The organism is Niallia sp. RD1 (assembly GCF_024219955.1).
Classification (GTDB): domain Bacteria; phylum Bacillota; class Bacilli; order Bacillales; family Cytobacillaceae; genus Niallia; species Niallia alba.
This window is the reverse complement of the sequence record NZ_CP100420.1, coordinates 101,408-122,360: the sequence shown is the minus strand read 5'-3', so window position 1 is coordinate 122,360 and position 20,953 is coordinate 101,408. Positions and strand designations below refer to the sequence as shown.

The 20,953-nt window shown below is 35.7% G+C and carries 21 protein-coding genes; 20 read left to right on the top strand and 1 reads right to left on the bottom strand.

Features of this window, described 5'->3' with window-relative positions; all coding sequences use genetic code 11:
* Nucleotides 1-4 precede the first annotated feature (4 nt).
* The 18 genes from sufD to NKG37_RS00650 all read left to right on the top strand — a co-directional run bounded on the left by sufD (nt 5) and on the right by NKG37_RS00650 (nt 18,057).
* Nucleotides 5-1,312 carry a Fe-S cluster assembly protein SufD gene (sufD, locus tag NKG37_RS00735; RefSeq protein WP_016202439.1) on the top strand — a complete coding sequence of 436 codons (1,308 nt, stop codon included), beginning with the start codon at nt 5-7 and terminating at the stop codon, nt 1,310-1,312.
* A complete protein-coding gene (locus NKG37_RS00730; protein ID WP_016202438.1) occupies nt 1,312-2,541 on the top strand; it encodes a cysteine desulfurase in 1,230 nt (409 codons plus the stop codon). Before sufD ends, NKG37_RS00730 begins: the two co-directional genes overlap by 1 nt.
* Nucleotides 2,531-2,968, top strand: a complete 438-nt coding sequence (gene sufU / locus NKG37_RS00725; RefSeq protein ID WP_016202437.1) for a Fe-S cluster assembly sulfur transfer protein SufU — start codon at nt 2,531-2,533, stop codon at nt 2,966-2,968. Before NKG37_RS00730 ends, sufU begins: the two co-directional genes overlap by 11 nt.
* Before the next feature lie 39 nt (nt 2,969-3,007).
* A complete protein-coding gene (gene sufB, locus NKG37_RS00720; RefSeq protein WP_169189030.1) occupies nt 3,008-4,405 on the top strand; it encodes a Fe-S cluster assembly protein SufB in 1,398 nt (465 codons plus the stop codon).
* A 335-nt stretch (nt 4,406-4,740) separates the two neighbouring features.
* Nucleotides 4,741-5,766: an ROK family transcriptional regulator gene (locus NKG37_RS00715; RefSeq protein ID WP_224427989.1), complete on the top strand. Its 1,026-nt coding sequence runs from the start codon at nt 4,741-4,743 to the stop codon at nt 5,764-5,766.
* A 44-nt stretch (nt 5,767-5,810) separates the two neighbouring features.
* Entirely contained in the window at nt 5,811-7,043 is a 1,233-nt protein-coding gene (locus tag NKG37_RS00710) for an MFS transporter (RefSeq protein WP_169189029.1), read from the top strand.
* Between the two features lie 22 nt (nt 7,044-7,065).
* Complete coding sequence (locus tag NKG37_RS00705; protein ID WP_101729224.1) at nt 7,066-7,446, top strand: VOC family protein; 381 nt, start codon at nt 7,066-7,068, stop codon at nt 7,444-7,446.
* A 34-nt stretch (nt 7,447-7,480) separates the two neighbouring features.
* Nucleotides 7,481-8,041 carry a sugar O-acetyltransferase gene (locus NKG37_RS00700; RefSeq protein WP_169189712.1) on the top strand — a complete coding sequence of 187 codons (561 nt, stop codon included), beginning with the start codon at nt 7,481-7,483 and terminating at the stop codon, nt 8,039-8,041.
* Nucleotides 8,042-8,064: 23 nt separating this feature from the next.
* The gene (locus NKG37_RS00695; RefSeq protein ID WP_169189028.1) at nt 8,065-8,859 is read left to right on the top strand and encodes an HAD family hydrolase; all 795 of its coding nucleotides are present in this window, start codon (nt 8,065-8,067) and stop codon (nt 8,857-8,859) included.
* A 137-nt stretch (nt 8,860-8,996) separates the two neighbouring features.
* A complete protein-coding gene (locus NKG37_RS00690) occupies nt 8,997-9,755 on the top strand; it encodes an IclR family transcriptional regulator (RefSeq protein WP_016202429.1) in 759 nt (252 codons plus the stop codon).
* 267 nt (nt 9,756-10,022) lie between these two features.
* A complete protein-coding gene (locus tag NKG37_RS00685) occupies nt 10,023-10,670 on the top strand; it encodes a bifunctional 4-hydroxy-2-oxoglutarate aldolase/2-dehydro-3-deoxy-phosphogluconate aldolase (RefSeq protein ID WP_169189027.1) in 648 nt (215 codons plus the stop codon).
* A gap of 2 nt (nt 10,671-10,672) precedes the next feature.
* Nucleotides 10,673-11,677: a sugar kinase gene (locus NKG37_RS00680; RefSeq protein ID WP_169189026.1), complete on the top strand. Its 1,005-nt coding sequence runs from the start codon at nt 10,673-10,675 to the stop codon at nt 11,675-11,677.
* Between the two features lie 22 nt (nt 11,678-11,699).
* Nucleotides 11,700-12,530, top strand: coding sequence for a 5-dehydro-4-deoxy-D-glucuronate isomerase (gene kduI / locus NKG37_RS00675; RefSeq protein WP_235678988.1), 831 nt, complete (start codon nt 11,700-11,702; stop codon nt 12,528-12,530).
* 175 nt (nt 12,531-12,705) lie between these two features.
* Entirely contained in the window at nt 12,706-13,497 is a 792-nt protein-coding gene (locus NKG37_RS00670) for a gluconate 5-dehydrogenase (RefSeq protein ID WP_367976429.1), read from the top strand.
* Nucleotides 13,498-14,064: 567 nt separating this feature from the next.
* Complete coding sequence (locus NKG37_RS00665; protein ID WP_169189023.1) at nt 14,065-14,910, top strand: DUF72 domain-containing protein; 846 nt, start codon at nt 14,065-14,067, stop codon at nt 14,908-14,910.
* A gap of 68 nt (nt 14,911-14,978) precedes the next feature.
* Nucleotides 14,979-16,337, top strand: a complete 1,359-nt coding sequence (locus NKG37_RS00660) for a bifunctional metallophosphatase/5'-nucleotidase (protein ID WP_169189022.1) — start codon at nt 14,979-14,981, stop codon at nt 16,335-16,337.
* 95 nt (nt 16,338-16,432) lie between these two features.
* A complete protein-coding gene (locus NKG37_RS00655) occupies nt 16,433-16,735 on the top strand; it encodes a YunC family protein (RefSeq protein ID WP_016202422.1) in 303 nt (100 codons plus the stop codon).
* Nucleotides 16,736-16,962: 227 nt separating this feature from the next.
* Nucleotides 16,963-18,057: an HD-GYP domain-containing protein gene (locus NKG37_RS00650; RefSeq protein ID WP_169189021.1), complete on the top strand. Its 1,095-nt coding sequence runs from the start codon at nt 16,963-16,965 to the stop codon at nt 18,055-18,057.
* Between the two features lie 72 nt (nt 18,058-18,129).
* Here NKG37_RS00650 and NKG37_RS00645 read toward each other — a convergent pair whose 3' ends face one another.
* Nucleotides 18,130-19,083, bottom strand: a complete 954-nt coding sequence (locus tag NKG37_RS00645) for a M23 family metallopeptidase (RefSeq protein ID WP_224428446.1) — start codon at nt 19,081-19,083, stop codon at nt 18,130-18,132.
* Between the two features lie 282 nt (nt 19,084-19,365).
* Between NKG37_RS00645 and lipA the strand changes: the two genes are divergently transcribed.
* Together lipA and NKG37_RS00635 are read left to right on the top strand one after the other, a co-directional pair.
* Nucleotides 19,366-20,280, top strand: a complete 915-nt coding sequence (gene lipA / locus NKG37_RS00640; protein WP_016202419.1) for a lipoyl synthase — start codon at nt 19,366-19,368, stop codon at nt 20,278-20,280.
* Nucleotides 20,281-20,617: 337 nt separating this feature from the next.
* A complete protein-coding gene (locus NKG37_RS00635) occupies nt 20,618-20,890 on the top strand; it encodes a YutD family protein (protein WP_016202418.1) in 273 nt (90 codons plus the stop codon).
* The last annotated feature ends 63 nt before the right edge of the window (nt 20,891-20,953 follow it).

The following is a 20,953-nucleotide window of genomic DNA, read 5'->3' as shown; positions in this document are numbered from 1 at the left end:
ACCAATGACAACGGATATTAAATTACCATTTGACCAAGAGTATCTTTCCTCTTTTTCGAAAGATATGAGTGAACCTTCTTGGCTAACGGAGCTGCGTGTAAATGCTTTACAACAAGCAGATGCCCTCCCAATGCCAAGACCGGACAAAACAAATATTAAAAACTGGAACTTTACACAATTTGAAAAACACATTGTAAGCAGTGAGGATTTTTCTGATGTAAATGATTTGCCAGAACAAGTGAAAGCACTTATTGATTTAGAAAAAAATAAAACACTTTATATTCAAAGAAACAATCGTCCAACTTTCTTAGCTGTTTCTAATGAGTTAAAAGAAAATGGCGTAATTTTTACTGATATATTTACAGCTGCAAGAGAATATAGTGACTTATTGCAAAAATACTTTATGAAAGATGCTGTTAAGGTAGATGAGCATAAATTAACTGCATTACATGCAGCGCTTCTAAATGGCGGAGTATTCTTGTATGTTCCTAAAAATGTAGTAGTGGAAGAACCAATTCAATCTATTTTCTTACATGATGATAAAGAAGCGAACCTTTTTAATCACGTTATTGTAGTGGCAGAAGATAATAGCTCTGTTGTTTATGTAGAAAACTATATATCTACTGTTGATCCTGAAGAAGCAGTGTTCAATATTGTAACGGAAGTAATTGCAAATGCAAATGCAAAAGTTCAATATGGTGCTGTAGATAATTTAGCGCATGGCGTTACAACTTATGTAAATCGTCGAGGTATTGCAGGTCGTGATGCAAAAATTGAATGGGCATTAGGCTTCATGAATGATGGTAATACGATTTCTGATAATACAACTTACTTGATGGGCGATGGATCTTTTGGTGATACAAAATCAGTAGTAGTTGGTCGCGGTGATCAAAAGCAAAATTTCACAACTAAAGTTGTACATTATGGTAAAAGTTCTGAAGGCTATATCTTAAAACACGGTGTAATGAAAGATAAAGCTTCTTCTATCTTTAATGGTATTGGAAAAATTGAACATGGTGCAACGAAAGCTAATGCTGAACAAGAATCTCGTGTTCTTATGTTAAGTGAAAAAGCTAGAGGCGATGCCAACCCAATTCTTTTAATTGACGAAGATGATGTAACTGCAGGTCATGCTGCATCTGTTGGTAGAGTAGATCCTTTACAATTGTATTACTTAATGAGCCGTGGTATTCCACAACATGAAGCAGAAAGATTAGTTATTCACGGATTCTTAGCGCCAGTTGTAGAACAATTGCCAATTGAAGGCGTGAAAAAGCAATTAGTTGAGGTAATTGAAAGGAAAGTAAGATAATGGATAGCAAACATATTCGCTCTTATTTTCCAATTTTAAACCAAGAAGTCAACGGACATCCATTGGTTTATCTTGATAGTGCAGCTACCTCTCAAAAGCCTGTTCAGGTAATTGAAACGATAGAGAAATACTATCGAGAATATAATTCCAATGTTCATCGTGGCGTTCACACCTTAGGAACTAGAGCAACAGATGCATACGAAGGAGCAAGGGAGAAGGTAAGAAAGTTTATCTCTGCTTCTTCTATAGAGGAAATTATCTTCACTCGTGGAACTACAACTGCGCTGAATACAGTTGCTCAAAGTTATGCGATGGAAAATGTGAAAGAGGGAGATGAAATAGTCATCACCCCGATGGAACATCATAGTAATATTATTCCTTGGCAGCAAGTTGCCAAAAAAACGGGAGCAACACTTAAGTATTTGCCCCTTCAAGCAGATGGCACAATTGCCATTGCAGATGTAGAAAAAACAATCACACCAGCTACTAAGGTAGTATCCATTGCTTATGTTTCCAATGTACTCGGAGTTATCAATCCAATAAAGGAAATTGCAGCTATCGCTCATAAGAATGGAGCTGTACTCGTCGTAGATGCAGCACAAGGAGCTCCACATGTGAAAATAGATGTGCAAGATTTGGATTGTGATTTCCTCGGATTCTCAGCCCATAAAATGTGTGGGCCAACCGGAATTGGGGTACTTTATGGAAAGAAACATCTTTTAGAAAATATGGAGCCAATTGAATTTGGCGGTGAAATGATTGATTTTGTTGGTTTATATGAATCTACTTGGAAAGAACTTCCTTGGAAATTTGAAGCTGGTACACCGATCATTGCAGGAGCAATTGGTTTAGGTGCAGCAATCGATTTTCTAGAAGAGATTGGGTTAGAGAATATAACAGAACATGAGCATAAATTAGCAGCCTATGCGATCGAGAAAATGTCTTCTATAAACGGTTTAACTATTTATGGTCCACAAAGTGCAAATAATCGGGCTGGAGTTATCACGTTTAATATTGAAGATGTTCATCCGCATGATGTTGCAACAGTGTTGGATGCAGAAGGAATTGCTGTACGTGCAGGACACCACTGTGCACAACCATTAATGAAATGGCTAAATGTTTCTGCAACCGCTAGAGCAAGTTTTTATCTATATAATTCGGAAGAAGATATTGATAAGCTTGTGGAAGGGATTGGCAAAACAAAGGAGTATTTTAGCGATGTCTTTTAATAACTTAGATTCACTTTATAGAAGTGTTATCATGGATCATTATAAAAATCCTCGGAACAAAGGTGTTCTTGAAGGTAGCTTGACCGTCAATATGAATAATCCAACATGTGGGGACCGCATTCTTCTTACGATGAAAGTAGAAGATGGGATTGTCACGGATACAAAATTCGATGGAGAAGGATGCTCCATTAGCATGTCTTCTGCATCGATGATGACGCAAGCAATTAAAGGAAAAACAGTCGAGCAAGCGTTAAAAATGTCTGAAACATTCTCTGAAATGATTCAAGGGAAAGACTACGCTGAGGATATTGACTTAGGGGATATTGAAGCACTTCAAGGTGTTAGTAAATTCCCTGCAAGAATTAAATGTGCAACATTAGCTTGGAAGGCTATGGAAAAAGGGGTAAACGAAGGATTGAATTCGTAACTTACCACCAAGGTTGCATGTAGAATGGAGGAAAATGAAATGGCAAAAAAGATGCCCGATATTGGGGATTATAAATATGGATTTTCAGATAAAGACGTTTCTATCTTTCGTTCTAAACGTGGATTAACGAAAGAAATCGTTGAAGAGATTTCAAAAATGAAGGCTGAACCACAATGGATGTTAGACTTCCGCTTGAAATCATTAGAGCATTTTTACAAAATGCCAATGCCACAATGGGGTGGAGACCTGTCCGCTTTAAACTTTGATGAAATTACGTATTATGTAAAGCCGTCAGAGAAAACAGAGCGTTCTTGGGATGAGGTACCAGATGAAATTAAACAAACATTTGATAAACTTGGTATTCCAGAGGCTGAACAAAAATACTTAGCAGGTGTATCTGCTCAGTATGAATCCGAAGTTGTTTACCATAATATGCAGGAAGATCTAGAGAAAATGGGAATTGTTTTCAAAGATACGGATTCTGCATTAAGAGAGAATGAAGATATTTTCCGTGAGCATTGGGCAACAGTTATCCCGCCTACGGATAATAAGTTTGCTGCATTAAACTCAGCTGTATGGTCTGGTGGATCTTTCATCTATGTTCCAAAAGGAATTAAAGTAGATACGCCATTACAGGCATATTTCCGCATTAACTCAGAAAATATGGGGCAATTTGAAAGAACGTTAATCATCGTGGATGAGGGTGCAAGTGTTCATTATGTAGAAGGATGTACTGCACCAGTATATACAACGAACTCTCTTCATAGTGCGGTTGTAGAAATCATCATCAAAAAGGACGCATATTGCCGTTATACTACGATTCAAAACTGGGCAAACAACGTATACAACCTAGTTACAAAGCGCGCTGTTTGTGATGCGAATGCTACAATGGAATGGATCGATGGAAATATTGGTTCTAAATTAACGATGAAATATCCTGCTGTAATCTTAAGAGGTGAAGGCGCAAGAGGGATGACTTTATCGATCGCACTTGCTGGTAAAGGACAACACCAAGATGCGGGAGCAAAAATGCTTCATTTAGCTCCAAACACATCTTCTACGATTGTTTCTAAGTCTATTTCGAAACAAGGCGGAAAAGTAACATACCGTGGTATTGTTCATTTTGGACGTAAAGCAGATGGTGCTCGTTCCAATATCGAATGTGACACATTAATTATGGATAACAAGTCTACATCTGATACAATCCCATACAATGAAATTTTAAATGACAATATTTCATTAGAGCACGAAGCAAAAGTTTCGAAAGTATCAGAAGAGCAGTTATTCTACTTAATGAGTAGAGGTATTTCGGAAGAAGAAGCAACAGAAATGATCGTAATGGGCTTTATCGAGCCATTTACAAAAGAATTACCAATGGAATATGCAGTAGAAATGAACCGTTTGATTAAGTTCGAAATGGAAGGTTCTATTGGTTAATATTTTTAGTGAAGAAGGCGGACTTTTGAAGTTCGCCTTCTTCTTTTTTATAAAAGGATACTTCCTAAATTATTGATGTGATAGTTGTGACTTATCTAAAAGTTTTTAATGTTGATAGAAGCATTTCGAAGTCTTCTGTCATGAAGAATAATATGGTTACATTTTTGTAAAAGTAAAGTTTCATTTCAATCTTTAGCATAGAAAAATTTCAAATAAAATGTAATTGCTTTCAGTAATTTTGTGTGCTATATTAGCCTCAGTACTTATTAAAGATATTTAATAAGTTTTATTTTAGACACTTATTAAATATCTTTAATAAGTTGAATAGAAAGGGTGTGAATGATGTGGATACAACTCCAAAGTCGATGAAATTTATCATTCCGCAAAATATCCGACAATTCCTTTTATCTAATGGAAGTGCTACGAAAGTGGAGCTCAGTAGTAAATTAGGAATTAGTTTCCCAACGATTAGTAAATTTATATCGCAGATGGAAAAGGATGGAGAACTGCTATCAGCTGGTCTAGACGATTCAAGTGGCGGTAGAAGGGCGAAGCGATATACATATAACCAAGAGTATATGTTAGGGCTAGCTATTTTTTTAGAAAGAACAGTGACGAATTATATTGTGTTTAACTGTCTAGGGGAAATCAAAGATGCTGGAAAAACTTCTAGTGCGTTAAAGGATGACAATGTAAAGTTGCTGACCGAGTATGTGGAAGCGTTAAAAAATAAACATCCAAGAATACGGTCTATTTCGATTGGTGTACCTGGTTCAGTCGATAATGGACGAATTATCTATATACCTGAATATGAACATCTCCAGAATTTCGACTTGAAGGGATACTTAGAAAATCACCTTTCTATTCCTGTTGTATTAGAAAATGATATGAATGCAGCGGTGTTAGGATATCACGCTCGTAAGGAGAATAAGAAAAATAAATCGCTTATCTATCTATATTCAGGTCAAAATGGACCAGGGGCTGGGATTCTTATCAATGGAGATGTAGTGAGAGGCAGCTCTTATTTTTCAGGGGAGGTTTCATTTGTCCCTCAATATGATGATCGGAATTTTGGAGAGGCTATTGAAAATGAAATTGGAAAAAAGAAAATCTTTACGAAAGAAGCTGAAATAGATGCAATAAGCAGACTTGTAGCTTCATTTGTAGCAATTATTAATCCACATACGATTATCTTCTGTGATGATGAAGTCAACCAAATAACAATAAATCAAATAAAAAAACAAAGCTCTAATTATATTCCAGCAGAACATCTCCCCGAATTTATAATGAGTGATTGGGAACAAGATTATCTGTACGGATTACAAAGTCTTGGGCTCGATTTAATGATTGCTGAAATATAGTAAGACAAAATAATATCTTTAGAAAAGTAAGGCGGGGGTTATCTATGGCAACATTCTTTTTAGTAATCATTTATTTGGCTTTTATCAGTTTAGGTTTACCGGATTCATTATTGGGTGTGTCATGGTCTTTGATGCAATTAGATTTTAAGGCGCCACTTGAAACTGCAGGAGTGCTGTTTATGACAATTGCTGGTGGAACGATTATTTCCAGTTTTATCAGTGGAGCAGTACTTAAAAAATTTGGAACTGGCATGGTTACGTTTATCAGCTGTTTAATGACAGCTGGAGCACTTTTTGGGTTTTATATGGCACCTTCTATCATATGGTTGTTTCTATTTGCTATCCCCCTTGGATTGGGAGCTGGAGCAGTTGATACGGGATTAAATAATTATGTTGCCACACACTATAAAGCACATCATATGAGTTGGCTTCATTGCTTTTGGGGTGTTGGCGCCACTATGGGTCCGATAATTATGGCCCAATTTATTTCAACGCAGAATTCCTGGAGAAGTGGTTATCTTGCTATTGCTGGTATGCAATTTGCGTTAGTGGTTATTTTATTTTTCGCATTGCCTCTATGGAGAAAGGTTGGAGAGAACAGCAAGATTAATGAAAAGAATGAGCAAGAAAATCCCGAAAATTCATTGGATGAGACAGAATTTGATAATAAAAAGGCATGGGAAATTAGCGGAATTAAGCTAGCTTTGCTATCTTTCTTATTTTATTGTGGGGCAGAAGCAACAGTGGGGCTCTGGGGAAGCAGTTACCTGGTTAATATAAAAAATATATCTATCGACGTAGCGGCAAAATGGGTTTCTATGTATTACGCTGGAATTACAATCGGTAGATTTATCACTGGCTTTATTACTTTGAAAATGAGTAATCGCAAGCTTATACGATTGGGACAAATAATTGCGTTAGTTGGGGCCGTACTTCTGTTACTGCCATTTCCATCTAGTTGGTCATTGGTAGGGTTTATTATGGTCGGCTTAGGATTAGCGCCGATATTTCCATGCATGTTGCATGAAACACCTGCAAGATTTGGGAAGAAACATTCTCAAACAATAATGGGATACCAGATGGCTGTTGCTTATACTGGTAGTACATTTTTACCCCCTCTCCTTGGTTTTATTGCTGCCCACTCGACAATAGGAATTTTTCCATTTATGATTGCAGGCTTTATTACCATGATGTTATGGGGCACTGAAAAATTAAATGCTGTATTAAATAAAAAGGATTATAAAAAGGCGAAAAAAGGTAACTCTACAGCCGTTTAACCATTTAAAGGAGCGAGAAGAGATGAAAATAGAACATATAGCCATTTGGGTCCATGATTTAGAGGAAATGAAAAAATTTTATACGACATACTTTGATGGGATTGCAAACGCAAAATATCACAATACAGAAAAGAAATTTGAGTCATATTTTATTTCATACATAGGGGGAGCTCGCATAGAACTTATGCGCAAATCAGGTATAGATAAGCCGGATGTTAATGGTAGGGTTGGCTTGGCTCATATTGCTTTTTCTGTAGGAAGTAAGGAAGCTGTAAATCAGCTGACTGAACGCTTACAAAAGGATGGGTATCTCCTAGTTAATGGTCCAAGAATTACAGGGGATGGCTACTATGAAAGCGTAATAGAAGATCCAGAAGGAAATCTTTTAGAATTGACTGTGTAAAGAAGGTAAATTAAAGAAAAAGGGGATGAAACGAATGAAATCTGAAAAAGAAAAGATGGTAAATGGAGACCTTTATAACCCTGCAGATCCAGAACTAGTACAGGGAAGAATGAATGCTAGAAAACAAACGAGAATATTTAATGAATCACTCGAAACGGATGAAGGCAAAAGGACAGTATTATTAAAACAATTATTTGGTTCTACTGGAAATAATTTATTCATAGAACCTACTTTTCGTTGCGACTATGGTTATAACATCCATGTAGGAGAAAATTTCTTTGTTAATTTTGATTGCGTATTTTTAGATGTTTGTAAGATTAGAATTGGTGATAATTGCTTCATCGCTCCAGGGGTACATATTTATACAGCTACACACCCATTAAATGCGCAAGAAAGGATAGCGGGAGTCGAATACGGAAAGCCAGTGAATATCGGCGATAATGTCTGGATTGGCGGAAGATCTGTTATCAATCCTGGAGTAAACATAGGAAATAATGTTGTTATCGCTTCCGGTTCTGTTGTAACAAAGGATGTACCAGATAATGTCGTTGTAGGTGGGAATCCAGCAAGAATTCTTAAACGAATCGAAGAATAAATACTAGCTTAGGAGGAATTCCGATGATTAAATTAGTTCTAACAGATATGGATGGAACATTTTTGTCTAATAGCGGTGATTTTAATAGGGAACTGTATAAAGATGTAAAAAAAATAATGAAAGATAAAGGTGTTGCTTTTGCTCCTGTTACTGGCAAACAATGCGAACGCATCGAAGAGCTATTTGGAGAAGATGCAAAGGATATATGGATTTTAGGGGATAGTGCAACTCGAATAAAACATAATGGGAAATTTGTCTATGAATCTCTGTTAAGTAATGAGCTAGCATTAGAAATTATTCGTTTACTAGAGGAAATCAGTCTAAATTATACTATTATTGCTTGTACTAGAAATGGTGCATATATAAAGGATAGCATTGCACCTGAAGAAGCATCAATTGTCAGAAAATCTTATGCGCAAGTAAGCAAAGTATCTGACTTTGAAGAAATAACAGATGATTTTGTGAAAATAACGATTCATGATCCACTACTTAAATGTTTTGAAATAAAAGAAAAACTATCTTCCTTTTTTGAATCTGCTTATATTGTAGCATCTGAAGCAGCATGGATTGATATAGCTAATGCAAATGTTCATAAGGGTACAACGGTCGAGCACTTACAGCGGATATTGAATGTCACACCTGAAGAAACGATGGCATTTGGTGATGGTTATAATGATATTGAACTCATGTCGCGTAGTACCTATAGCTTTGCTGTTCGGAATGCAGTGGAAGAATTAAAAGATGCAGCAAATTTTATTACCCGTACGAATGAAGAGGATGCTGTAATGAAAACAATTATACGAATGTTGACCTTATGATAAAAATATCTTCAATATGTCCTTGTAGATACAGCTATTTCTTCACGAAAATTTTTCTGTCTTACATTTTGGTTAAGAGGACTTTTATTTTACCCACTTTTCGTATATAATTTCTTTATTGGAAAAGAGGGTGTATAATGGAGAAAACGAAACCGTATGGAACTGTCCTATTAAGAGCTGCAAAAATTATGGATCATCTTTCAGAAAATCCAAATCAGTCTTTGCAAAACATTGCCCAAAATACAGAGATGACCACTTCTACTACATTGAAAATATTGGATACTTTATTGTTAATTGGCTTTGTTAGCAGGGATAAAAATAAAAATTATCGATTAGGATCGAAGCTTATTCGATATGCCAATCAAGGTGTAGACCAACTGGACTTAGTAGAGCTAACATTGCCGTATTTAGAAAAACTGCAAAAGATGATTGATGAAACAATCCACCTAGGTGTTCTCGTAGACAATGAAATTTTATATGTTAATAAGTTAGAGGCTAAACATCAGACAATAAGAATGTCATCAAGAGTAGGGATAACAAGACCTTTGTATAGTTCCGCAATGGGAAAAGCAGTTCTTGCAGAATTAGAAGAAGAGGAATACTTAAATTATATAAAGGCAACCACATTAGTTCCGTATACAGAACATACAATAACTAACTCTTTAAAATTAGCTTCTGAATTACAGAAAGTTAGAGAAACTGGCATTGCCTTTGATGATGAAGAAATGGAGAAAGATATTTTCTGTATTGGAGCTTCTTTAAAAAAAGATGGGAAAATCATCGGAGCATTTAGTGTAAGTATGCCAAAATATAGGCTCACAGAAGATTTTAAAAATCAAATAATTAAGGCTATCGTCGAGACAAAAAATGAGTTAACGCAAGCTGTGACTCACTAAATCGTTTCGACGATTTTTTTATCCCACTCTTAACGGACAGTAAGACTCCCCTCTCAAGCATATGAGAATACGAGGAAGATAAGTGGGAGATCAAAGGTCCGATTGGTTCAACTAACCATCAGAGGGGGAGGAAGGATAACTCCCCACTAACGGAAGTTTCACTTTATTTGAGGAATGCGTTTACATTTTTCAAAAAAGTATGTATAATCAAGTTATATATTTCTTAATAATAAATTTGTATTTCTAAATAAGAAAAGAGTGGTGGAAATGAAACGAGTTGAAACGTTACAACGTTTAAAGAGTGCTGGAGTTATCGCGGTAGTTCGCGGTAATAGTAAGGAAGAAGCAGTGAAAGCAAGTAGTGCAGTCGTCAAGGGAGGCATGAAGGGAATCGAATTAACTTTTACCGTTCCCAATGCGGATAAAGCGATTAGTGAATTAGTGGAAATGTATAAGCATGATTCGGATATTGTAATTGGTGCAGGTACTGTTTTAGATGCAGTAACGGCTCGTCTAGCAATTATGGCTGGAGCAGAATACATTGTTAGCCCGAATTTTGATAAAGAAACGGCTGAACTATGTAATCTTTATCAAATACCCTATCTTCCTGGATGTTTAACGATTACGGAGATGAAAGAGGCATTAAAGGCTGGAGTAGATATTATTAAGCTATTCCCTGGTAGTGCTTATGGACCGAGTATCGTTTCCGCTTTCAAAGCGCCGATGCCTCAATTAAATATTATGCCAACTGGCGGGGTAAGCTTGGAAAATATGGAGAACTGGTTCAATGCTGGGGTAGTTGCTGTAGGGGTTGGAGGAAATCTATTAGCACCCGTAGCAAATGGAGACTTTGATAAAGTTACAGAGGTTGCTGGTCAGTATATGGAAAAATTTCATCAAATTAAAGGAGCATAAATATGGGGAAGGTTGTCACATTAGGTGAAATCATGCTTCGTCTTTCGACTGATTCTGGAATTCGCATTGCACAGGCCGAAAATCTACATGCTCACTATGGCGGGGGAGAAGCAAATGTAGCAATTTCACTTGCTAATTTTGGCCACGATGTCTATTTTGCAAGCAAAATTCCAGACAATGGTGTAGGAGAAGGAGTAAAAAAGCATTTAAGTCGTTATGGCGTTCATACCGATTTCCTCTTAAGCGGGGGATCTAGATTGGGCACTTATTATATGGAAGCGGGAATTGGTGAAAGAGCAGCGAATGTCATTTATGATCGAGCAGGTTCGAGTTTTGCGGAAATAGCTGAAAGTGAATGGCAAAAGGAAGAACTATTTAAAAATGTCGATATCTTTCATATTTCAGGTATTACTCCTGCTTTATCCTCGAATTGGAAAAAAACAACTATTACGCTCATAAAGGCGGCAAAAGAGGCTGGCTGTAAAATCAGCTTTGATATTAACTATCGAGGTAAATTATGGTCGCAAAAAGAAGCAGGAGAGACAATTACAGAAATTTTGCCGCTGGTAGACTACTGTTCAGCGGGTAAGCTTGATGCTATCTATCTGTTAGGAATTCCTGAATACACTGGCGATGATAATGAATTAGTATACTACTATCAAGAAATACAGAAGAAGTTTCCAAATATCGCTATTTTATATTCTACGAAAAGAAAAGTACTTTCAGCTAGTAGCAATGAATTAATAGGAACATTATGGATGAATGACAGCTACTATGAATCTCAAATACATCTAATTAATCCCATTGTTGATAGAGTAGGAGGAGGGGATGCTTTAGCGGGAGGCATTCTTCATGGAATATTAGTTCAAAACACTCCTCAGGAGATTATTAATTTTGCTTCAGCTGCATCTGCTTTAAAACATACTATTTATGGTGATTGTAATCAATTTAGTGAACCAGAGGTCAAGAGCTTTTTATTAGCTGGCTCTGGAAAAATAAATCGATAGGAGTGACTTAAAAATGCAAAATATGGAAACGCGTTATACACATAGCCCAGAGGATATTCGTCATTACTCTACAGAACAATTACGAAAAGAGTTTTTAGTAGAAAAAGTGTTTATACCTGGAGAAATTAGTTTGACTTATACACATAATGACCGCATGATTTTCGGTGGAGTTACGCCAACGGAAATGTCATTGGAAATTAGTTTAGATAAACAATTAGGTGTAGATTATTTCTTGGAACGTCGCGAGCTTGGAGTCATTAATATTGGAGGCCCTGGTTATATCGAAATCGATGGAGAAAAAGAAGAAATGAAAAAGCAAGATGGTTATTATATTGGCAAAGAAACACGTCATGTAGTCTTTTTTTCTGAAGATCCAAAAAATCCAGCTAAATTTTACATTAGTTCTGTGCCAGCCCACCACAAATATCCAAATGTGAAAATTAGTATTGATAACATTAAACCGATGGAAACCGGTGAACCGTTAACATTAAATCAACGAAAAATATATCAATACATACATCCAAATGTATGTGAAAGTTGCCAATTGCAAATGGGTTATACCATTTTAGAACCTGGTAGTGCATGGAATACAATGCCTTCTCATACACATGAAAGACGTATGGAAGCATATGTCTATTTTGATATGGAAGAGGATACGCGTATTTTCCACATGATGGGCAAGCCAGATGAAACAAAGCATCTAGTTATGAGTAGTGAGCAAGCAGCTATTTCGCCAAGCTGGTCTATTCATTCCGGAGTTGGTACAAGTAATTATTCCTTTATATGGGCAATGTGCGGGGAGAATATCACCTATACGGATATGGATATGATTCCGATGGATAAATTGAAATAAAGTGAAACTTCCATCAATGGGGGGGCCTTCATCCCCCACTGATGGTTAGTTGAACCAATCGGGCCTTTACGGACAGTTGATCTCCCTAGCTTCCTCTTATTCTCATAAGCTTGAGGGGGGAGTCTTGCTGTCCGTTAAGAGTGGGATAAAAGGAGAGAGAAAAATGACATTTGGAATGGATAAATTCCGCATAGACGGAAAAGTTGCATTAGTAACAGGAGCAGTTTACGGAATTGGTTTTGAAATTGCAAGCGCCCTATCAAAAGCGGGAGCAAAAATTGTATTTAATTCTTTAAATCAAGAATCTGTAGAGCAAGCTCTTCGAAGTTATGAAGAAGCTGGAATAGAAGCGAAAGGCTATGTTTTTGATGTAACAGACGAAGAAGCGGTGCAAGCAGCGATTGTGCAAATCAAAGAAGAGGTTGGTCCCATTGATATTTTAGTAAACAATGCTGGGATCATCAAGCGTATTCCAATGGTAGAAATGTCAGCAGAAGACTTCCGTCAAGTAGTGGATGTAGACCTGAATGGACCGTTTATCGTTTCAAAAGCAGTTATTCCCGACATGATTCAAAATGGTGGCGGTAAAATCATTAACATTTGCTCCATGATGAGTGAGCTTGGTCGTGAAACGGTAAGTGCCTATGCTGCCGCAAAAGGAGGACTAAAAATGCTCACAAAGAATATTGCTTCTGAATATGGAGAATACAATATTCAATGTAATGGAATTGGACCTGGTTATATTGCGACACCACAAACAGCTCCATTACGCGAAAAGCAAGCAGATGGATCCCGTCATCCATTTGATCAGTTTATTATAGGAAAAACACCTGCTGCTCGTTGGGGAAATCCTGAGGACCTAGCTGGTTCAGCTGTATTTTTAGCATCCGAAGCATCAAACTTTGTTAATGGGCATATTCTCTATGTTGATGGGGGAATATTGGCTTATATTGGTAAACAGCCTTAAATGATAAAAGAGATAAAATAATATTACTCTAACATTTGTTTAATCAATTAAATTTATAAAACGCAGTAATCAATAATCTTGCTGATTTTGTGGCATATATAATAGATAAAACAAATTTGTCTCCAAATAATCTATATAAGCATCCCGTGTTTCATCCTCTGACGTTAACACGAGCTCAATCTGTTAATTTCTTGTGTTCTTAATTGTATAAAAAAACTTCCATCAGTGGGGGATGAGCCCCCGATTGATGGAAGTTTTTTTATCCCACTCTTAACGGACAGTAAGACTCCCCCCTCAATCTGATGATAATTAAGATGTGTAAGTATATTTAAACTAGATAAAAAAATATCCCAACTTCTTTTGTACTAATTCATTTATCAAAAAAGGCGTACAACAGGTATAGAGCAATGCAGTTATGTCCATTTGCTTTTTATTAGTTATTTAAGGTAATTATGATATGATATTTAGTATGGAAGATTAAATAATATTGTTTTGATTTTAAACGTAATTATGTCTAATCCATATAAATTCCACCTAGAGAAAGACATTGTTATAGAGGTGATTTAATTGATTCATATTGGTTTAACAGGTTGGGGAGACCATACTAGTCTTTATGGAAAAAATACTTCATCACAAAATAAGTTATTCGAATATGCCGGTTATTTTCCTACTGTAGAAGTGGATGCTTCTTTTTATGCGGTGCAATCAGTGCATAATGCAGAAACTTGGGTAAGGAAAACACCTGATTCTTTTCAGTTTATTGTAAAGGCATATCAAGGAATGACGGGACATAATCGCGAAGATACTCCGTACTCCTCGAATGAAGAAATGTTTTCTGCATTTATCGATTCCTTAGTACCGTATAGAAAAGCAGGGAAACTAGCAATGGTCTTGTTTCAATTTCCACCTTGGTTTGATTGTACAAAGGGAAATGTCCAGTATTTAAGAGCATGTAGGAAAAAGATGGGAGATATTCCTCGTGCTCTTGAATTTCGACATCAGTCTTGGTTTGAGCCTAAGTATCGAGAAGGAACGCTTCGGTTTATGAAGGAAGAAAATTGGATTCATAGTATTTGTGATGAACCGCAAGTAAAGCCAGGTTCTGTTCCTACTGTACTGGAAGTTGGCGGTGAAGAAAAAGTACTGATTCGTCTTCATGGTAGAAATCATTATGGATGGCAGCAAAACAATAATCCAAACTGGCGAGAAGTTCGTTATTTATACCGATATAATACTGTTGAATTAAAAGAGTGGGCAGAAAATATTCGCCAGCTTGAAAAGATATGTAGGGATATTTATGTTGTTTTTAATAATAACTCTGGTGGAGATGCTGCCGACAATGGGAAAGAGCTTATTAAATTGCTAAATATAGAATATACGAATTTAGCTCCAAGACAATTAGATTTATTTTAAATGGGAGAAAAGGCAAAAGGAATCATCTCCAACAAATAGAGAAAATACAAAATAAGGAAGGCGAGAAGATGGAAGTCATCCACATATATCATACCAATGATTTACATAGCCATTTTGAAAATTGGCCAAGAATATATGAATTGCTGCGTGAAAGAAAAAAATGGCATAAAGAGGCTGGCGAAGCTGTTTATTTATTTGATATAGGTGACCATTTGGATTTGTCTCATCCTTATACTGAAGCGACGAAAGGCAGAATTAATACGAAGCTTTTAAATAAAGAACAATATGACGCTGTGACAATAGGAAATAATGAAGGAATTACCCTCTCCTATGAGGCATTAGATCATTTATATGATGATGCTTTATTTGATGTAATTGTTGCTAACCTTTATATGAGTGATGGGAAACGACCAGCTTGGGCGATTCCTCATCAAATATACGAGACGGACCAAGGGACAAAAATAGGCGTGATTGGAATTACTGCCTATTTCGAGCGGTTATATGAGCTCTTAGGCTGGAAATTGACTGAGCCAATTCAAGAACTTTCTCAACAAGTAGAAGCGCTTAGAGGACATGTTGATATCATAGTATTGCTATCCCATTTAGGAATAAACGATGATGAAGTTATTGCAACAAATTATCCAGAAATTGATGTGATTTTAGGTGCACATACGCATCATATTTTTCACCAAGGGAAATTAATCAATAATAATCTTCAAGGTGCTGCTGGTAAGTACGGCTATTATATTGGTCATATTGAATTAAAGGTCGATGACTCAAAAAATATAATCGATAAAAAAGCGATATTATATGATACAAGCAAATTACCAATTGCGCATGAAGAGAAAGCTATTATAGAAAATTATTATTTACAAGGAAAGCAAGCATTAGCTGAAAAAGCAGTCACAACAGATGCGCATATTTCTCGAGAAGTCCTAGCAAAAATGCTCTGTGAGAAATTAGTTTCTTGGTGTCATTCAGATTGCGCCATTATTAATGAAGGGTTAATACTAAATGGATTGGATGAAGGAGATGTCACTTACTTTGATTTATTATCGATTTGTCCACATCCAATTAATCCGTGCAATGTTACTTTAACAGGAGCTGAATTAAAAGAAATTTTGCTCGATATGAAAGCAGCAAAATGGGAGACATTGCCTGTAAAGGGTCTTGGATTCCGTGGAACATTAATGGGCAGAATGATATCAGCAGGAATTACACGCGAGATAATTGGAGAAAGAGAAAAATTTTATATACATTCCAAAGAAATACAGGCTGATCAGGAATACATCGTTACAGTTCCTGATATGCTTACGTTCGGTAATTTTTTCCCATCTATTTATCGTGCAACAAAGAAAGATTATTTTCTTCCAGAATTTATGCGGAATATTCTTGCTGATACGTTACGCGATAAGGTAAAAGCTTAAAATTTTTCTTGAGACATAATAATCACTGAATCAATTTCTTCTCTCTTGAATATAATTACCATGAAGGTAAAGAGAGGAGTTGAGCACGAAGTATTATGATTGATGTGTATCCTGTTGATATCAAGGGACATACCTTTATTGCGGTCTCAGTACTATTGCCTAAAACTACTTTACTTGCTGTGAAAAATGATAAAGGTTATATCATGTGCGGAGCGCTAGATGTAGGATTATTAAATGATAAGCTGAAAGACCGAAAAATAATTGCTGGCAGAGCTGTTGGTGTTAGAACGATTGAACAATTGCTGGAGGCACCTTTAGAATCAGTGACAATAGAAGCCGAAGCGTATGGAATCCATAAAGGTATGATTGGAAAAGATGCATTGTTACAAATGGTTTAAATAAAAGCTGTAAAGAAGGTTTAACGAATGGAGGATATTTATCTTTTCGTTAAGCCTTCTTTTTTTATTGCAACAAACTTTATGAAAATAGTCTTTTCTAAAGAAAGAAGCACACTACGATTTAACTACTTAACATTATTTTTAATTTTCTTTCTATAGGTATAAAGAAACAGGAGAGAAAGTACGGTATAATAGTTTGTATACAAATTATTAGGAGCCAATAAAGCATGAGATTAGTTGGGACAAAGAATATAAAAGAGGGTGCAATCTTAGCTAAGCCCATATTAAATAATCATGGAAAAGTGTTAGTAAATAGTGGAGTCCGATTAGAGCAAAGAATTATAAAAAGGTTGCTTGATTTTGGTGTCAGCTATGTTTATTTAGAAGATAAGCACACACAGGATATTAAAGTAAAGGATATTATTTCAGAGCAGGTTAAGATAGAAGCGATGCAAACCATTGAAAAAAGTTTCGATATGATAAAAAGTGCTGATTCTACAAATATTTCAATGGTAATGGAGAAGAACACTCCTGCTTTTAAGAAACTAGTTGGAAAAGTATTGTCAGAATTAAAAAATTATGAAGGTCTTTCATCCATTATGTCTGATGTATATCTTTATGATAATTATATTTTTTCACACAGTTTAAATGTAACTATTTATACATTGGCATTAGGGTTAGAGTTAAAACTTTCACCTAAACAGATGGAAATTCTAGGGTTAGGTGCTATTTTGCATGATATTGGCAAAACAACCATTCCTTTAGAAATTCTTACGAAGCCTGGAAAACTAACAGCAGAAGAATTTGAGATAATAAAGAACCATGCAGAAGCAGGCTTTGAGATTTTAAGAAAAGTGGAGTCCTTGCCACTATTAGTTGCCCATTGTGCTTACCAGCATCATGAACGCTTAAATGGTTCTGGTTATCCAAGAGGTTTGGGAGAAGAGGATATACATTTATTTGGAAAAATCATTGCTGTAGCAGATGTTTTTGATGCGATCACTTCTAATCGCGTTTATCATGATGCCTTATTGCCCCATGAAGCGCTAGAAATTTTATATACAGGGTCTAATCGTTTATATGATGCAACAATTGTCGAGGCTTTTAGAAGATCTATTGTTCTTTATCCTAATGGTTTAAGTGTAAAGTTATCTAATGGAGACAAAGGCATTGTTTGCAAACAAAATAAAGGAATGAATGAAAGGCCAATTATACGAATTGTCGAGAGCCAAGGAAGAGAAATTCCTCCATTTGACTTAGATTTAAAAGAACATCTTTCTATTGTGATAACGGAATGCGATACCATTCAACATCCTTTCTAAAAGTTAATAAGGAGATGAGAATGAAATAACTTCATTCTTATCTCCAAGGAAGTAAAGAGTAGTCATTATTTTTTATTTTTTTGCTTTTATCTGTTCTTGTTTTTCCCATAATCGTAAGTGGGCATATGGATCAAAAGACCATTCTGTATACCCATTATCTTTATAAATCCCATAATGTAGGTGAGGTGGGAATTTCCCAGAAGTACCTGGTGGTCCATATCCCGAACTTCCAACTCCACCTATAATCATACCGGGCTCAACAATCATTCCTGCCTTAATCTCTTTCGAGAATCCACTTAAATGGGCAAAATAATGATAGTTATTATTAATGTCCCGTATTCCTATTCGCCATCCACCATAATTATTCCATCCTTTCATTTCTACAATTCCATAAGAAGTCGCTTTTACAGGGACTCCATAGTCTGCAAAAATGTCTGTTCCTTCATGGATTCGCTTTCCTCCCCATCCTCGAGCATCACCCCAAGTACTGCGATAGCTGTGATTACTTCTTAGAGGAAGAGGGAAGGCATGAGCATCTAAATTTAGCCTACCAAAATTCTTGTATATGGCAGCTTTACCCATTATGATACTTACTGTTTTATCTCTTTTATAGTAATTCCATAAACCAATTTTGAAGTTTTCCTCATCAATTCCGTATTGGCTTATATAATTAGAGAACGCGATAAGGATATCTTCATCATTAAATCTATCTGCTTTTCCATCCCCATCTCCATCCGCTCCAAGCCCTCCAAATAATGGGATGGTTAAAGGGTTCGTGTCCTCTGAATTTGGATTGATAATACCGGCCCACTTTTCTTTCGTAAAATATATCCCAGTCCATCCTTTTGCTTTAGGGATATCTTTTCTTGAGATGCGTATATTTCGTTCATATTGATCGACAGCAGCTATATAATACCAAGGAATTTGATATAATGTTTCTACTTTTTTGTAGAGTTCCATCCTTTTGGTATAAGGATCATCTGTATTTTCATTCGCATATGTGACAGTGTTAGATAGTAAAAACATAAGTATAATGATTAAAAACATTAATCTGTGCAAAGATTAGTCCCTCCCTTCATATTCTGTCGTTATATTTTGTGAGTTATAGCGAAAAAAATAATTATCAATTAATGGTAATCTTTAAAAGGAATAACTTGTAGAGGCATTTCCATTATGTTAAAGTGACAAATGAAAGCGAGGCAATCTTTTTATTGTGTATAACATACAAAGTTTTGTGATTTGAGACTGTTATACAATACTGTTTTTAGGTAAAAATGATGAAAATTATTTTACTAGGAGATGAATATGGTGTCAGAGAGAAAACAAGAATATTTACGCAAACCTGAATGGCTGAAAATTAAATTAAATACGAATGAAAACTATACAGGTTTGAAAAAAATGATGAAGGAAAAGCAGCTACATACGGTTTGTGAAGAAGCGAAATGTCCAAATATTCATGAATGTTGGGCTGTAAGAAGAACAGCTACTTTTATGATTTTAGGAGATATTTGTACAAGAGCTTGTCGTTTTTGTGCGGTAAAAACAGGCTTGCCAACAGAACTAGACTGGCAGGAGCCAGAAAGAGTGGCTGATTCTGTTTATACAATGAATTTAAAGCATGTTGTTATTACTGCTGTTGCCAGAGATGATTTAAAAGACGGCGGAGCAGCTGTTTTTGCAGAAACGGTTCGTGCCATTCGTAGAAAAAATCCATTCACTAGCATTGAAGTATTACCTTCTGATATGGGAGGCGTAGAAGAAAACCTACGATTATTAATGGATGCTAAGCCTGATATCTTGAACCATAATATTGAGACAGTAGAAAGATTGACCCCTAGAGTACGTGCAAGAGCAAAATACCAACGTTCCCTTGAGTTTTTACGTAGAGCAAAAGAAATGCAGCCTAATATTCCGACTAAATCTAGTATTATGATTGGGTTAGGGGAAACGAAAGAAGAAATTATTGCAACAATGGATGATCTACGAGCAAATAATGTAGATATTATGACAATTGGTCAATACTTACAGCCAACTGCAAAACATTTAAAAGTTCAAAAATATTATCATCCAGATGAATTTAAAGAATTGAAAGAAATTGCATTAAGTAAAGGATTCAGCCATTGTGAAGCTGGACCATTAGTACGTTCTTCTTACCATGCAGATGAGCAAGTAAACGAGGCAAAAAAGAATCAGCAAATGGCTGAACATGCAAAAGAAGCATAAAACATTGAGATCCCTTACAGAGGGATCTTTATTTTTAACTCCTATTGATTCCTTCCTATTCTTACGTTAAGAAAATTTCCCATTTATTAATAAATATTTAATCGTATAAAATAAAAATTCTGTATTTTATAGGAAGATTTTATTGTTAGTGCTATGTAAATATCATTCCTAGGGTTATAATGATAGTGGACGAATGTTATGATTTGACTATTTCTCCCAATAAATACTGTCCGTAAAGGTCCGAATGGTTCGACTAATTAGTGGGGGATGAAGGAAAACTCCGACTGATGGAAGTTTCACTTTATATGAAATATATACAGGTTTTGAGGTGATACGATTGGTTTGCATTAATAACCATTGTTATGAACTGATTGAAGAAAGAAAATCAGGTTTTAATGAAGAAGCATTTAAAAATAGATTTAGTGATATATTGACGAAATACGATTATATTGTTGGAGATTGGGGTTATGGACAATTAAGATTACGTGGCTTTTTTGATGACCATAATCAAAAATCAAGCTTTGATACGAAAATTAGTACATTAACAGAATATTTGTATGAATATTGTAATTTTGGATGTGCTTATTTTGTCGTGAAAAAAACAAAATAATAATACGGTAATCCTTCGTTTTGATCTTGAAGAAGGAGCTTCCATTCTGTAAGAAAACAAGAA